At 40.1% G+C, this 15,846-nt stretch carries 16 protein-coding genes; 13 read left to right on the top strand and 3 right to left on the bottom strand.

Annotation, left to right across the window (positions count from 1 at the left end):
* Positions 1-29: 29 nt before the first annotated feature.
* The 11 genes from ACRRSQ_RS17510 (at position 30) to ACRRSQ_RS17460 (ending at position 9,781) form a co-directional block, all read left to right on the top strand.
* On the top strand, positions 30-803 hold the full coding sequence (locus ACRRSQ_RS17510; protein WP_440877074.1) for an SDR family oxidoreductase: 774 nt from the start codon (positions 30-32) through the stop codon (positions 801-803).
* A gap of 90 nt (positions 804-893) precedes the next feature.
* On the top strand, positions 894-1,736 hold the full coding sequence (gene kduI / locus ACRRSQ_RS17505) for a 5-dehydro-4-deoxy-D-glucuronate isomerase (protein ID WP_440877073.1): 843 nt from the start codon (positions 894-896) through the stop codon (positions 1,734-1,736).
* Between the two features lie 29 nt (positions 1,737-1,765).
* Positions 1,766-2,764, top strand: a complete 999-nt coding sequence (locus ACRRSQ_RS17500; protein WP_440877072.1) for a TRAP transporter substrate-binding protein — start codon at positions 1,766-1,768, stop codon at positions 2,762-2,764.
* Positions 2,757-3,257 carry a TRAP transporter small permease gene (locus ACRRSQ_RS17495; protein ID WP_440877071.1) on the top strand — a complete coding sequence of 167 codons (501 nt, stop codon included), beginning with the start codon at positions 2,757-2,759 and terminating at the stop codon, positions 3,255-3,257. The genes ACRRSQ_RS17500 and ACRRSQ_RS17495 overlap by 8 nt, the downstream gene beginning before the upstream one ends.
* Positions 3,258-3,259: 2 nt before the next feature.
* The gene (locus ACRRSQ_RS17490; RefSeq protein WP_440877070.1) at positions 3,260-4,558 is read left to right on the top strand and encodes a TRAP transporter large permease; all 1,299 of its coding nucleotides are present in this window, start codon (positions 3,260-3,262) and stop codon (positions 4,556-4,558) included.
* Between the two features lie 34 nt (positions 4,559-4,592).
* Positions 4,593-5,078, top strand: coding sequence for a gluconokinase (locus ACRRSQ_RS17485; protein ID WP_440877069.1), 486 nt, complete (start codon positions 4,593-4,595; stop codon positions 5,076-5,078).
* The gene (locus ACRRSQ_RS17480) at positions 5,075-6,361 is read left to right on the top strand and encodes a lactate racemase domain-containing protein (RefSeq protein ID WP_440877068.1); all 1,287 of its coding nucleotides are present in this window, start codon (positions 5,075-5,077) and stop codon (positions 6,359-6,361) included. Before ACRRSQ_RS17485 ends, ACRRSQ_RS17480 begins: the two co-directional genes overlap by 4 nt.
* Positions 6,362-6,401: 40 nt before the next feature.
* Positions 6,402-7,700, top strand: coding sequence for a LarC family nickel insertion protein (locus ACRRSQ_RS17475; RefSeq protein ID WP_440877067.1), 1,299 nt, complete (start codon positions 6,402-6,404; stop codon positions 7,698-7,700).
* On the top strand, positions 7,700-8,494 hold the full coding sequence (locus ACRRSQ_RS17470) for a hypothetical protein (protein WP_440877113.1): 795 nt from the start codon (positions 7,700-7,702) through the stop codon (positions 8,492-8,494). Before ACRRSQ_RS17475 ends, ACRRSQ_RS17470 begins: the two co-directional genes overlap by 1 nt.
* Complete coding sequence (larB, locus tag ACRRSQ_RS17465) at positions 8,487-9,146, top strand: nickel pincer cofactor biosynthesis protein LarB (RefSeq protein ID WP_440877066.1); 660 nt, start codon at positions 8,487-8,489, stop codon at positions 9,144-9,146. Before ACRRSQ_RS17470 ends, larB begins: the two co-directional genes overlap by 8 nt.
* The gene (locus ACRRSQ_RS17460) at positions 9,146-9,781 is read left to right on the top strand and encodes an urease accessory protein UreH domain-containing protein (RefSeq protein WP_440877065.1); all 636 of its coding nucleotides are present in this window, start codon (positions 9,146-9,148) and stop codon (positions 9,779-9,781) included. The genes larB and ACRRSQ_RS17460 overlap by 1 nt, the downstream gene beginning before the upstream one ends.
* Before the next feature lie 467 nt (positions 9,782-10,248).
* On the opposite strand, the gene ACRRSQ_RS17455 is transcribed toward ACRRSQ_RS17460, so the two are convergent.
* The gene (locus ACRRSQ_RS17455) at positions 10,249-11,250 is read right to left on the bottom strand and encodes a tyrosine-type recombinase/integrase (protein ID WP_440877064.1); all 1,002 of its coding nucleotides are present in this window, start codon (positions 11,248-11,250) and stop codon (positions 10,249-10,251) included.
* A gap of 1,387 nt (positions 11,251-12,637) precedes the next feature.
* Here ACRRSQ_RS17455 and ACRRSQ_RS17450 point away from each other — a divergent pair.
* On the top strand, positions 12,638-12,859 hold the full coding sequence (locus tag ACRRSQ_RS17450; RefSeq protein ID WP_440877063.1) for a TA system antitoxin ParD family protein: 222 nt from the start codon (positions 12,638-12,640) through the stop codon (positions 12,857-12,859).
* Positions 12,852-13,139: a type II toxin-antitoxin system RelE/ParE family toxin gene (locus tag ACRRSQ_RS17445; protein WP_440877062.1), complete on the top strand. Its 288-nt coding sequence runs from the start codon at positions 12,852-12,854 to the stop codon at positions 13,137-13,139. The genes ACRRSQ_RS17450 and ACRRSQ_RS17445 overlap by 8 nt, the downstream gene beginning before the upstream one ends.
* Before the next feature lie 140 nt (positions 13,140-13,279).
* Here ACRRSQ_RS17445 and fbaA read toward each other — a convergent pair whose 3' ends face one another.
* Positions 13,280-14,353 (bottom strand): class II fructose-bisphosphate aldolase, encoded by a 1,074-nt coding sequence (fbaA, locus tag ACRRSQ_RS17440; protein ID WP_440877061.1) that lies wholly within the window; start codon positions 14,351-14,353, stop codon positions 13,280-13,282.
* Between the two features lie 121 nt (positions 14,354-14,474).
* Positions 14,475-15,845 carry an NAD(P)(+) transhydrogenase (Re/Si-specific) subunit beta gene (locus ACRRSQ_RS17435; RefSeq protein ID WP_440877060.1) on the bottom strand — a complete coding sequence of 457 codons (1,371 nt, stop codon included), beginning with the start codon at positions 15,843-15,845 and terminating at the stop codon, positions 14,475-14,477.
* Between the last annotated feature and the right edge of the window lies 1 nt (position 15,846).

The raw sequence follows: 15,846 nt of genomic DNA, 5'->3' as shown, positions 1-15,846 counted from the left end.
ACTTTATACAGAAATTAATTGGAATACTTATGAACGACGCACATAACACATCATTTTCATTAGTCGGTAAAACCGCCTTAGTCACTGGCGCAAGTCGAGGTTTAGGACAAGCGATTGCTGTTGGTTTAGCAAAAGCTGGTGCCGTGGTTATTTGCTGTGCATCACGTGCTGGTGGCACTGATAAAACACAGGAGCTTATTGAAAGTGAGGGTGGTAAATCGTTTGGCTTAGCGGCCGATTTATCAGACGAACAAGCCGTTGCTAGGCTCTATCAAGAAGCCGTTTCATTGACTGGGCAAATTGATATTCTGGTTAATAACGGTGGCACCATTTCACGTTTTCCGGCTGACGAGTACCCAATGGATGAATTTCGTAAAGTCATCGATGTTAATTTAAATGGTTTATTTCAATTAAGCCAACTTGCCGGTAAAGACATGTTGAAACGCAAAGCCGGAAAAATTATCAATATTGCCTCAATGCTTTCTTATTCAGGTGGTATGACAGTGCCGGCTTATACAGCGAGTAAACATGCTGTTGCCGGTATTACGAAAGCCTTAGCTAACGAATGGGCGATTAATAATATTCAAGTGAATGCTATCGCACCGGGATATTTTAGAACTGACAATACTCAAGCTTTACAAGATAACCCAGAGCGCTGCGCAGATATTCAAAAGCGTATTCCAGCAGGCGAGTGGGGCATGCCAGAGCAACTTGCAGGCGCTGCTGTTTTCTTAGCGTCATCGGCTAGCGATTATGTTAACGGCCATGTATTGGCGGTTGATGGTGGTTGGTTAGCACGTTAATTTTTATGAGGTAGTGAAAGCCATTCGCTACCTTTTTACCTTATTAGGGCTGACGAGTCGCCCACATTATAAAACACATTCGGAGTTAGCATGAGCACACAATATACAACACGTTATGCCATTGGTCGCAATGAAGTAAAAACCTTTACTACTGAGCAATTACGCGCAGAATTTTTAATGGCAGATATCATGCAAGAAGATGAGATCACTTTGGTTTATACCCATTATGATCGTTTCATTGTTGGTGGTGTTATTCCTAAAAAACAACAGTTAACGCTGGCAACAATTGACGCGTTAAAGTCTGAACACTTTTTAGATCGCCGTGAACTCGGTATTATTAATGTGGGCAGTACTGGCGTTGTTTCAGTAGACGGTGTTGACTATACCCTAGAAAACAAAGAAGCCTTGTACGTTGGCCAAGGTGCTAAAACCGTTATTTTTAGTAGCTCTAATGCTGATCAGCCTGCACACTTTTATATTAATTCAGCACCGGCTCACAAAGCATTTCCTACCACTAAAATTGGTATGGCAGAAGCGAATATATTGTCTTTGGGCTCTCAAGAAACGGCAAATGAACGTAAAATTCATCAACTAATCGTTAATGGCGTAGTTGAAACTTGCCAATTACAAATGGGTGTAACTTGCCTACAACCGGGCAGTGTTTGGAATACCATGCCAGCGCATCAGCATGATCGCCGCATGGAAGCTTATTTCTACTTTGATGTGAATCCGAGCCAAGCGGTTTGTCACTTTATGGGGGAGCCTACCGAAACACGTCATTTATGGGTACATAACGAACAAGCCGTTATTTCACCACCTTGGTCAATTCACAGTGGTTCAGGTACATCAAATTACTCATTTGTCTGGGGGATGGCAGGGGAAAATCTGGCATATGATGATATGGACACTTATACCGCGACTGAACTTCGTTAAATCGTCAGTATTTATCGAGGATATTCCAGATGAAAATATTACGACTCGTGTTACCGGGGTTACTTTTTTGCTTAGCCATAACTGGCTGCAGGCAAGAAACTGAGGTGACCACTTTACGTATTGGCCATGCACTTGATGTTGAACATAGTGTGCATAAAGCCATGCTGCATATGGCCAAACAATTGGCGCACTATTCAAACAATACCATGCAACTTAAAGTCTACCCTAGCGCTCAATTAGGCAAAGAGCGTGAAATGGTGGAGTTACTGCAAATAGGCAGTTTGGCGATGACGAAAGTATCAGCAGCAGCGATTGAAGGTTTTGTGCCAGAAATGAAGCTTTATGGTGTGCCTTATCTTTTTGAAAATCGCGATCATAAATGGCGCGTATTGCACGGGGAAGTCGGTCAAGAGCTATTAAGTCATACTCAAAAAGCACACTTGGTTGGTCTTGGCTATTACGACTCGGGTAGTCGTAGTTTTTACATGACCGACAAAAAAGTGGAAACGCCTGTTGATTTAGATGGCCAGAAAATTCGTGTAATGCAAAGCCCAAGCGCGGTTGCCATGGTTAATACACTTGGAGGCTCTGCAACGCCAATTTCTTTTGGTGAGCTATATGCCGCATTGCAACAAGGAGTTGTTGATGGTGCTGAAAATAATCCACCGTCGTTTTACTTATCGCGTCACTACGAAATTTCTAAATATTATGTATTAGATGAACATACCTCCGTGCCGGATGTCATTATTGCCAGTAAACATATTATTGACTCTTTGACTGAGCAACAACGAACATGGTTAAAGGCCGCAGTTCAAGACTCAATTGAGCTGCAAAAAACCTTGTGGCTTGCACTGGAAGAAAAGTCATTGATGGAAGTCAAAAAACATGGGGTAGAAGTGATATACCCAGATAAACAACCTTTTATCGATGCTTTAGCGCCTTTATATGAAAGCTTAAATGGCACCAATATTGGTGATTATGTTGAGCGGATCAATGCGTTGAAAACGCAGGGAGCGGCACATGAATAAGTTGTATTTGCATATGATTAGTGCCCTAAAATTAACGGTAATTATTTTGTCGTTTGCCATTGTTGCCGTGGTTACGTTGCAGGTGTTTTCTCGGTTTATATTGCAATCGCCCAGTTCGTTTACTGAAGAGCTCGCGCGTTTTTTATTGATTTGGATAGGTTTGCTTGGTGGAGCCTACGGATATCATTCTAATGCGCATTTAGGTTTAGATATTTTGACCACTCGTTTTAATCAAAAAATGCAGCAATGTGTGTGCATTGTTGGTCATCTTTTGATTATGTTTTTTGCGGTAACTGTGATGATTGTTGGTGGCATCTCGTTAGTATTATTAGCGTTTGAACCACCGCAAGTTTCAGCAGCACTTGAAATACAAATGGGTTATATCTACGCCGTGGTACCACTATCCGGTGTACTTATTGTCTATATTTCCTGTATGAAAATTTCTGCGTTGATATGCGCACTCAATCACAAAAATCATAGCGAGGTCGCGTAATCATGGAATTTTCAGGTGTTATTTTACTCGTGGTTTTCTTTGGCTTATTGCTTATCAATATTCCAATTTCATTTAGTATCGGTTTAGCAACTTTTGCCACCATGTTGTACAGCATAGATTTTGTGCCAGCGGCAACAACTATTGCTCAGCGCTTAGCAGGTGGTATTAATAGTTTTGCCTTGCTCGCAATTCCATTTTTTGTGCTCTCGGGTTTAATTATGGGCCAAGGTGGCATTGCCAAAAGGTTAATTGAATGCGCTATGGCACTCATTGGTATGTTACCTGGCGGCTTAGCATTGGTGAATGTTTTATCGTGTACGTTGTTTGGGGCGATTTCAGGCTCTGCGGTTGCAGCCACGAGTGCAATTGGTAGCTTTATGATCCCAGAGATGGAGAAGAAAGGTTACAGTCGAGAGTTTAGTGCCGCGGTAACTGGCGCAGCAGCCACCACAGGTATGTTAATTCCGCCAAGCAATATCTTAATTATTTATGCAATTGCTAGTGGTGGTGTATCGATTGCGGCACTCTTTGTTGCTGGCTACTTACCGGGCATATTAGTGGCGTTGGCCTTGATGTTAGTTTGTGCCGGATATGCAAAATTAAATGGCTACCCTACCGAAGCACGCGTACCGTTTAAAGTGATGGCGGAAAAACTGATCGCAGCATTACCTAGCCTATTTCTTATTTTTATCATTATTGGTGGCATTATCGGTGGCATATTTACGCCAACTGAAGCAGGCGCGATCGCAGTGTTGTATTCATTGTTATTATCGGTTGTGGTTTACAAAGAAGTTAAATTACCTCAGTTACCAGCAATATTATTAAAAGCGGGTGAAACAACTGCTATTGTCATGTTACTGATCGGCGCGTCATCAGGTATGTCGTGGATCCTTTCTTACGAAAATATTCCGCAAACCATTACTAATTTCTTGTTAATGTTGAGCGAAAATCCGCTGCTTATTTTGTTAATTATCAACCTAACATTATTAGCAGTCGGCGCCTTTATGGATATGACGCCAGCGGTACTTATTTTCACGCCAATATTCTTACCGGTCGCGGTTGAACTAGGCATGTCGCCGTTGCATTTTGGCATAATGATCGTACTTAACTTATCTATCGGTCTTTGTTCACCACCGGTCGGCTCGGTATTATTTGTTAGCTGTGCGGTAGCAAAAACGACGATAGGTAAAATTATTCGCCCCTTAATGCCGTTATATATCGCGATGTTTTGTATTTTAATGTTGGTGACGTATGTGCCAGCAATTAGTGAATTTTTCCCACAACTGTTTGGCTTGTATTAGCCTAATAGCGAATGTTGATTGTTAAGAGGTAAATATGATTTATATCGTTATGGGCGTTAGCGGTTGTGGAAAATCAACCATAGGTCAATTGCTTGCGCAAGAATTGTCTTTACCTTTTTACGATGCTGATGATTTTCATTCATCGGCATCGGTTGAAAAAATGGCAAATGGCACGCCATTAACCGACGATGACCGCAAGCCTTGGTTAACATTGTTGGCTAATAACATCGTAGCTTGGCAAGCAAAAGGCGGCGCGGTATTGGCTTGCTCTGCACTGAAAGAAAGCTATCGTGATCTTTTAAGTGCTACGACTGATAATGTCGTGCAATTTGTTTATCTAAAAGGTGACAAAGCACTATTGGCGCAGCGTTTAAGTGAGCGAGAGGCACATTTTATGTCGGCAGATTTATTACAAAGCCAACTAGATACACTTGAGCCTCCTAAGCAAGCAATTACTGTGTTACTCGAGCACAGTCCTCAGGTTATTATTTCTCAAATTGTAGAGGCTATTAAAGAATGACTTATCCAATTCACCATGTTGATACTGAACACACTATTTCGGATGAAGATTTAAAAGGCATTATTGATAGCTTTATTGCGCAAAAAGCCCAAAATGCAAAAAAAATACTGATCTTACCGCCTGATATTACGCGTTTTTATTCAAAAGCAGGCTTTATTTCTACCTATTTGTATGAACAGCTAAGCCCGCGTGCCGAGGTGTTTTTTCTACCGGCTTTAGGTACGCATGAACCTATGTCTGAGGCAGAAATAGATGCAATGTTTGGCAGCGACATTCCAAAAGAAAAGTTTTTACCACACTTTTGGCGAACCGACGTACAAGTATTAGGCGAAATTTCACGAGAGCGTATAAGTGAGTTGTCTGAAGCTAAACTCGATTGCACTATGGAAGTTGCAGTGAATAAACTCTTACTGGATAAATCATGGGATCTGATCATTTCCGTTGGCCAAATTGTTCCTCATGAAGTGATTGGTATGGCCAATTACACCAAAAACGTACTTATTGGTGTTGGCGGCGAAGACACTATTCATAAATCCCATTATTTAGGCGCGGTTTATGGCATGGAACGCATTATGGGGCGCACTTCTACTCCGGTGAGAAAAGCATTAAATGAAGGGTTTGATCAGTTTTTACGCCACCTACCGATCGAGTTTATTTTGACGGTATTGGGTAAAAAATCAGGAAAATTAGCCTTACAAGGCGTGTATTGCGGTAACCAAGATGATACCTATGAAGCGGCTTGTGAGTTAAGTCAGCAGCTTAATTTGAATTTACTGGAAAAGCCGATAAAAAAAGCCATAGTGTATTTAGAACCCGCGGAATTTAAAACCACATGGTTGGGCAATAAAGCCATTTATCGAACACGTATGGCAATGGCCGATGACGGTGAATTAATTGTGCTTGCGCCCGGGTTAATTCGCTTTGGTGAAGATATGGGCATCGACCAACTTATTCGCACCTACGGGTACAAAACCACGGATGAAACGCTCGTCGCGGTGAAAAACAACCCTGAATTGGCAAGTAATTTATCGGCGGCAGCGCACCTTATTCACGGTACAACTAACAATCGCTTTAAAGTGACATATTGTCCAAGCGACGGTTTAAGCAAAGAAGAAGTGGAGTCGGTAAATTATCAATATTGTCACTACAACGATATGATAAAACGCTACCCACTCGAAAAGTTAACCAATGGTTGGAACACGTTAGAAAATGGTGAGGAAGTCTTCTATGTTAGTAATCCGGCATTGGGTTTATGGGCTACTGAAGAAAACTTTAAAAAGTAATCGTTTACGCATTCACTCGATGACAGAGTAGGTAATAATTATGAATACGACATTAAAGCAATCGCACATTCACCTAGATATTGTTGGAGGTATTGCCGGCGATATGTTTGTTAGCGCTATGCTTAATGCGTTTGAATCGTTGCAGCCGAGCGTGCTTTCAGCCATTGCACAAGTATTGCCTGAGCACGCAGGGCAGGCGAAGATATCAGCGGGCTTGAATTCAGGGATCAGTGGTTTACGCTTTACGCTAATACCTGCCAACGGTGCGACAAGCAAAGATGATCACTCTCATCATCACAGCCATCAACATCATCATGCACACGATCATTCTCATGACCATGATCACAGCCATGTTCACCACCATGATCATAATGATGAAACCACTTATCGGCATTTATGCCAGCTACTAAAGCAAAGCCCGTTACCAGAACAGATCACAAAAATTGCGGTTGAACTACTGACAATTATTGCCATAGCAGAAGCTAAAATTCATAACAAAACCTTAGACGATGTGCATTTTCATGAATTAGCGGATTGGGATTCGTTGATGGATGTTGTTGCCGCAGCGGTTATTTTGGATGCCCTGTCTGCCAGTTTTTGGAGTATTTCAAAACTGCCGTTAGGTAGTGGATTAGTGAATACTCAACATGGCCTAATTCCTGTTCCGGCACCAGCTACGGCAGAGATTCTGTTAGGTTTTGAATTTTTTAACGACAACATTCCCGGCGAGCGCATTACGCCAACAGGTGCTGCGATATTAAAATACCTTAAACAAAACGATTTGCTTCGCGAGCAACCACAGGCCACATTAGTGACCACAGGTTATGGTTTAGGAAGTAAAACTTTTCACGGAATGCCCAATATTTTGCGGGCACTGCATTTTGATAAACAATATGCTGGTCAAGATTCACATGCGGCCGTGGTAGTTATTGAGTTTGATGTCGACGATATGACCGGAGAAGAACTGGCCTTGTCGCTTGATATTTTACGTGCGAAAACCGGTGTTATTGACGTTACTGTGCAAACGGCGCGTAGCAAAAAAAATCGCGCAACAGAAGCCGTTCGATTATTAGCGGGTACCGACAATTACCAATCAGTTATTGATGAATGTTTTAACCAAACGACGACCATAGGTTTACGCTATCGCTTTGAAACTAGAAAGTTTTTAGCAAGAGAACATCATCAAATATCATCAAAGAATGTTAAAAGTGTTAAGCGCCCAAACGGAGAAATAACCGATAAAATTGAACATGACGAACTAACGGATGTTGGCTCGTTACAGCAACGTCGAGCTCTGAAGCAGCAAGTCGAATTTTCTGGTAAAGAGGGCGCTAAGTGATGACCAAAACACAGCAACTTGTCGATTTTTTTGATCAGTTTGAGCAATTCTCTATTGCGGTAAGTGGTGGCATCGACAGCATGTTATTGGCCTATATCGCGAATGGTTACGCTAAAGCACAAGTGAATATCGTACACGCTTATTCGCCTGCCGTACCAGAAAGTGCCTTAGTACGGGTTAAAAACTATGCCAAGAAATACACTTGGCAACTTAAGGTAATAGATGCGTTAGAATTTCAAGACGATAACTACTTAGATAACCCTGTAGATCGTTGTTATTATTGTAAAAGTAATTTATATACTCGTATCGCTGAACATGGCGTTGGCCCGATATTTTCAGGAACTAATCTTGACGATTTAGGCGATGTACGCCCTGGACTTACCGCAGCGAAAGAACAAAATGTACTCCATCCTTATGTAGAAGTGGGTATGAATAAAGCCGATATTTACCAACTCGCAGCACATTATGGTTTAGAAGAAATACACAGCTTACCGGCACAACCTTGTTTAGCAAGCCGTGTGGAGACTGGCATTAAAATTAAACCTGTTGATATGCAATTTATAGATAAGGTTGAGCAAAAAGTAAGAAAATCGTTACCCAGCTTAAAAAATATTCGGTGTCGCATTTCTCATCAAGGCATTTTTATTGAACTTGACCAACTGCCCGAGCAAGCGCTATTTGATCGTTTGTCAGCACGTTTAAGCCAATATTGCGCAGAGCAAGGAAGAATTTTTTCTGGCATGAAGCTCTACCAAAAGGGTTCAGCTTTTCTTAATGGGGTAAACCATGGATAATTTTGTTTGGGATAAAGATCGTCAATCGAGAACAGGGGTTGCCGAAGCTGTGTTTTGTGCCCATAAAAGTGACCAAGATCTGCGTGCAATTATTGAATTTAGCCAAAGTAATGAAGCGCCTGTATTGTTAACACGGCTAAACTTAGATCAATATCAACGCCTTCCAGTAAAGTTACAACAAATACTCGATTACGATACCACTTCCTCCACGGCGATTATTAATGAACCACCAACAATAGTCAGCTGTAACGACATTTGCATTGTTACTGCAGGTACTTCTGATCTTAACATTGCTGCTGAAGCACAACGCACCTTAGCGTTTAATGGCTACAAGGCACCTATTTTTTCAGATGTTGGCGTTGCTGGACTGTGGCGTTTAATGGAAAAAATAGATCATATTCGTCAATACAAAATTATTATTGCGCTAGCGGGAATGGAAGGTGCGTTATTTAGTGTGCTGGCTGGTTTAGTTAGAGCACCGATCATTGCCGTACCAACTTCAGTTGGTTATGGCGTTTCCCAAGATGGCAAAGTAGCGTTAGATAGCGCCTTAGCTTCATGTTCTCCGGGTATATTAGCGGTAAATATTGATAATGGTTTTGGTGGTGCTAATGCAGCAATTAAAATTATTAACCAATTCAGTGAGCGATAATGATGATTGAACAGAGTTATTTAGCACTATTAGCAACCGGTATGTTCTTTGGTGTTATCCATGCCTTTGACGCTGACCATATTATGGCAATGGCGTCATTTTCAGGGCAGCACCGAGATAAAAAATCGATCCTAACCCATACCTTAAAGTGGGGAATGGGGCATGGTGGTGTTTTAGTTATTTTAGGTTTGCTCCTTATTTTTGTGGGCTTTCAGTTACCGCAGTGGTTTGTTCATTATGCAGAAATACTTGTTGGTGTTGTCTTGATTTACTTAGGACTAAAATTAATATTGTTTTTACATCACTCAGGTGTTTTTAACTTACAGTCGCAATTAAGCAAAATAAAAATTTTTACCGGTAAGCATGATCACACATCGCTATTTATTGGCATGTTACATGGCGTAGCTGGTAGTGCGCCATTATTAGTTATTATGCCAAACATGCAACAAGCCGAGTTCATATTACACATTTCACTTTTTTCATTAGGCTGCTTAGTGGGGATGTTTTGTTTTGGCTATGCGTTTAGCTTATATCAGACGCAGTTGAAAAACATCACCAACAAGGTCGCCAATATTTTCACTAAACTGCTTGGCCTTAGTTCAATTGGTTTAGGCACGTTTTGGATTGTAAATTAATCTAACTTAAGTCATTGCAAAACAATAAACCTGACTTTGGCTAAATAATGTCACTTGTCAAAATTTATTTGTCACAACATACCAAAGTTGACTATTGAAAAAGCAGGCCGCAATCACTGAGTGTTACTAAACCACAACATAGGTTGCGAAATTTTTAGCGTGTGAAACTAACGTGTTTTTTAAGTATCACTAAATTCAAAGGTAGCAGCGGACTTGTTCGTGCGTCATGTTTTTATTAAATCGTGGTATGTTGTGACAAAAGGTGAGTACGATTAACATAACTGACCAATGTATATTAAAAAGAATAATTGAAACTTAACTATGCCAATATCACTATCAATCAACAGTAAACGCTATGTCCGATACTGAATGGTATCGGATTTAGCGTCGGTAATGGCCCGTCGCTGACTAAGCCTATACTATTGCTAAATATTTTGATTCACTGCTTAAAGATGTCATGGATAAGGTTAAATAATAGCATGCGTTAACGCAGCATTTTTCGCTTCATTTTCATCGCTTAAATCGTATATTTGAGTGGTACTAATATCAGAGTGCCCTAGTAACTTTTGGACTGTTTGTATCGGTGTGCCGCTCATTAATTGTTTTGTCGCATAGCTACCACGAAGATCGTGTGGCTTAAATTTGTCTAAGCCCGCCAATGCGATACCACGCTTTTTTAAAATATAATTAACAGAATCTGGCGCTAAGCAACAAGACATGTCGTTTTTTAAATACTGTAGACTAATTTCATCATTAATCGCATATTTTAAAATAAGTGGCCCTGGCGCCATCGTTCTTATCTCTTGAATGTAAGCATCAAGATACTCTTTTGCTAATTGTGGCATCCATACTTTGCGTTGCTTATTACCTTTACCATTAATAATAATTTCACAAGTGGCAAAATTAATATCCTCAATCATTATTTTAACAACCTCTGCGCGACGTAGACCGCAGCCGATCATCAATAAAAATATTACCGCATCTCTTAAGCCCATAAACGAGTTATCATCGCACGCTTTAAGGTATTGCTGAATTTCTGCAGTGGTAATGATGCGTTGCGTTCTTACTCGCTTACCTTTTACTCGCTCGACTAATTTAATTTTTTCATAACTATCAGCACTCATCAGTGAAATACGAAATGCCGCCTTACAAACCTGCTTAATTGCTGTTATTTTTAAATTAATGGCTGACGGTGCAGAATTTGTGTTTATTAACGTTGTACGAATAGCACACACCGATTCATAGGTGAGATGTTCCCATGCCATATTGATATGGTTGTCGACACCAAAAAAACGCGCAACAAAATTGAGGCAACTGGCCATCGTTTTGCGACTACCCGCTGAATCAAGCGAAATTAAATAAAGGTACGATGGTGATAACGAATTTGACCGTCGTCGGATATAGGGTTTAAACGGAATAAGGTCTGACGATAACTTTTCATTATCAACTGAAACTAAACTATTATCCAAATTTTCTCCCATTCAAAGCACACTACACTGTATATTCATACAGCTCATAATATTATAACTCTGCGTGAAATAAAAGCCCAACAACCCACAAAATCAATTTTAGTGAAACAATACTTAGTAAAACATACATTTAACTAAGTAGTTGCTTTAGTGTTCAGAACATAAAATTATAGGATAGCAAAATGAAGATTTAAGGTTTTCATGAAAATGTATACAGATTGATTAACCTCTAATTTATCAATGGCAACCGGTTTTGTATCTGGAAATAGTCAGTTATATAGCTTTAACAAAGTAATAAGCCGATGACTGTGTAGAGTAAAAATCGGTAAATCAAAGTTAATATATTTCTATAAAAGACCTTTAAGCTTATTTTTAAGCAAGACGCCAAAAAAAGTGGGTAAGCTAGATTCAGCAATTAAGGCCCAGTTTAAGAAGAAGCTCATTGAAAGGGTAGATCTTCCCAGAGTTGAATCTTGTCGATTGAGTGATATGAAAGACGACTACAAGATCAAATTACGTAGCACAGGGTTTAGATTAGTATATCAAGTGAGCGATAGTGACATTTAAATTGCAATAGTTGTTGTTGGAAAGCGTGACCGTAATCAGGTCTATAAAATAGCAGTAAAACGAATTTAGCTAAGTGGTTTCAACTTGAACTGATGAATATAAAACAGGTTTTTAATTGGAAGTTAGACGTCTACAAATTGGCAGTAGATCACACATCTAAATAACTTTTGGGCCAACCATAAATACCTCCAATCATATTTTTTACTGTTAAAACACGTTTTAATCATACTGAAAGCCATACTATTTATCCACCTAAAATAAGCTTCAATGGTAGATGTTGTAAGGACTAAAAGTTATTAAAATAAATTGGTTTCCGACCTAAGTACATCGATATAAAGATATCTTTGAACCATCTAAGTTAACGAAAACAACTGCGAATCTGCCAAGAAATTCAGAATCAGCACAACACAATGGTAAGGTATCAAAACGGAAGTGTTGCTGTCGGTAGCGGCTTTGACGTTAAGTTGAGCACTTATCTGAACAATAAAACACAAATATCTCGACATCAATGGAACTACGCCCAATAAAAACAATATTCAAACACTTTCCCCTCTATTCGTTAATTGTTGGTAAAAATCCATTATTAAACGGTGTTTAAAAACGTTATTAAACAGTGTTTATGTTTGCACAGTAACGTGGGGAGCAGGTTATAACAACACGTTTATTTGCGCGTTTAAGTAAAATAAACTCCCCCTTTTCTTCCTCATAAAAATTTACTGTTCATTAATGTTAAAAGCCTACTCTACACAATGTATCAATTCGCATCTATTGTAGCATTCTGCTACAATAGATGCGTTTAGCAAAAAACTAGGAATTTATTATGGCTACTGCAAGCGTGCGTATTGACCAAGAACTTTTTGAAAAAGCAGCTATCATGGCTAAAGCACTAAATCGTACAACCCCAAAACAGATTGAACATTGGGCCAAAATTGGCGAAATGATGGAAGATAATCCTGACTTACCTTACGAATTTGTAAAACAAGCTATTATTGCTAAAGCGGAAAAAGAGGCAGGTAAGTTAGAGGCTTATAGCTTTGATTAAAATAAACCATATTTTACAAACACCAACTTTTAAAAAAGCTGTAAAGAAATTGCATAAGAACCAAAAAGCGGATCTTGACGATGCAATTAGGCAACTTATTCAAGATCCCTATTTAGGGGTGCAAAAAAAAGGTGATTTAGCATTTTTACGAGTATACAAATTTAAAATGGTAAAACAACTCACCTTGCTAGGTTACAGCTATAAAGATGGAACTGTAACACTTGAACTTATTACATTGGCTTCGCATGAAAATTTTTATCGAGATATCAAAAAAGTATAACAGCCTACTGAGAATGTGGTTGAAGCTATAAAATCAGAAAAGAAGACACATAAGGATGGTGTTGTACGCACACTAACACTGTTAATGTGCGTGAAGTAACGGGGGGTTGGCTCAAAACACTTCGTTTTTAGCGCTATTAGCTAATAACGATTCATGCAATTAAGATCCATAAAACTTTTTTCAAGGCGTTTAACCATGCTCTCTTCTCCTTTGCGTAACCAAACTCGCGGATCATAGAATTTTTTATTAGGTTTATCTGCGCCTTCTGGATTACCTATTTGCCGAGTTAAATAAGCGTTATTGTCGTTATAAAAATTTAAGACACCTTGCCAAGTCGCCCATTGCGTGTCGGTATCGATATTCATTTTTATCGTGCCATACGAAATCGCTTCTTTTATATCACCAACATCTGATCCTGAACCGCCATGAAAGACAAAGCTTAAACTGTGATGAGGTAAATCAAATTTGTCAGAAACATAAGCTTGTGACTGTTTTAAGATCATTGGCTTTAACAAAACATTGCCCGGCTGATAAACACCATGCACATTACCAAACGATGCCGCGACAATAAAACGATGGCTAATTTCACTCAGTTTTTCATAAGCATACGCAACATCTTCAGGTTGGGTATAAAGTTTTGTACTGTCGATATCGGTGTTGTCAACGCCATCTTCTTCGCCACCAGTACAACCTAATTCAATTTCTAAAGTCATGCCCATTGCTGACATGCGTTTCAAATACTTAGCACAAGTGCCAATATTATCAGCAAGACTTTCTTCAGAAAGGTCGATCATATGAGAGCTAAACAGTGGTTCACCGGTTTGCTCGTAATAGCGCTCGCTTTCATCTAAAAGTCCGTCAATCCAAGGGAGTAATTTGCGCGATGCATGATCGGTATGCAAAATAACTGGCACGCCGTAACTTTTTGAAACTGAACGAATATAGTGAGCTGCTGCTATTGCGCCAGCAATCGCCTTGTCCATTGTCGCTTGCTTATTGTCGCCAATAAAAAATGCTGCGCCGCTATATGATAACTGCAAAATAACGGGAGAGTTTACTTTCGCAGCGGCTTCAAGTGTCGCATTCACCGAGTTTGTTCCCACAACGTTTACAGCGGGGTAAGCAAACTGATATTGCTTGGCCGTTTCAATCAATGTGGTGACCTGTTCACCGGTAACCACACCGGCGGGTATTTGCGTTGATAGGTTTGTCATGCTCATGCCATCCTTTTCAGTTATCAATCAATATTTTTAAAATGAATTCCGTTACCCCGACACCTATCGGGGCAACGTTAGCAACCCGTTGCTCGCTTCAAGGTAAGGTTCACGGACCTAATTAATCAGCAAACTGTCTTACTAAATTACCCAAAGTTTCTTTGGCATCACCAAAAATCATTCGGCAATTGTCTTTGAAAAATAATGGATTATCGACGCCAGCAAAACCTGTCGCCATACCACGTTTAAGCACAAAAACATTCTTGGCAAGATCAGCATTAATTACTGGCATACCATAAATTGGACTGCCGGCCATTTCGCGTGCGGCTGGGTTTACAACGTCGTTTGCGCCAATAACAATTGCCACATCAAAGTTTTCAATACGTGGGTTAACTTCATCCATTTCATAAAGTTGCTCGTATGACACATCGGCTTCAGCCAGCAATACATTCATATGTCCCGGCATTCTTCCAGCAACAGGGTGAATCGCATAAACAACTTCAGCGCCATTATGTTCAAGTAATTCTTGCAGCTCTTTCATTGTGTGTTGCGCCTGTGCTACCGCCATGCCATAACCTGGAATAACTAGCACTGATTGCGATGCTTCTAACACATAAAAAGCATCTTCTGGTGTGAGTGGTTTTATTTCACCCTCTATTTTCATATCGCTACTAACAACGGCTTGAAACCCAGAGGTGAGCACATTGACCAACGAACGATTCATTGCCTTACACATGATGTTGGTAAGAATGATGCCGCTGGCACCAACGAGTGCACCGGCCACAATTAACAAGTTGTTTTCAATAGCAAAACCTGCAGCACATGCGGCTAAACCTGAATAACTATTAAGTAATGAGATAACCACAGGCATGTCAGCACCGCCAATTGGAATAACTAACATAATGCCAATAATTAACGACAGCGCTATTGCCACATAATGCCAAGTACTCACATTAGGTTGCGTAACAATCAAAGTGCCAACTGCAATAATGGCAGCTAAAAGCAGGATATTGGTTGTTACCTGCCCTTTGAACACAATCGGGCGCCCCACTATACGTTCACTGAGTTTTGCCCAAGCAACGATACTGCCTGAAAAAGTAATTGCGCCAATAAATAACGCTAGAAAGCTAACAATGAGATTGAAGGTAGACAGCGGCTCTTTGCCCACGAACATGGCATAGGCAACTGCTAAACTTGCTAAACCACCAATACCGTTAAACAATGAGACCAACTCAGGCATTGACGTCATTTCAACTTTTTTAGCGGCAATAACACCGATAAATGATCCAACAACCACACTCGCGGCTATCACTTCAAACGAGATAATGTGTTTGTCTAACAAGGTCACGATCACGGCAATTAACATTGCGGTGGCCGATAATAAGTTACCTTTTCTTGCCGTTAATGGGTGGCTCAATAGTTTTAAACCGAAAATAAATAAGGTTGCCGACAGGACATAGACAAAATTAATTAATAATGAATAATCGCTCATA

Origin of the sequence: Thalassotalea sp. PLHSN55 (assembly GCF_052030545.1) — a bacterium.
Taxonomy (GTDB): domain Bacteria; phylum Pseudomonadota; class Gammaproteobacteria; order Enterobacterales; family Alteromonadaceae; genus CANMXU01.
This window is presented reverse-complemented; position numbering and strand designations above follow the sequence as displayed.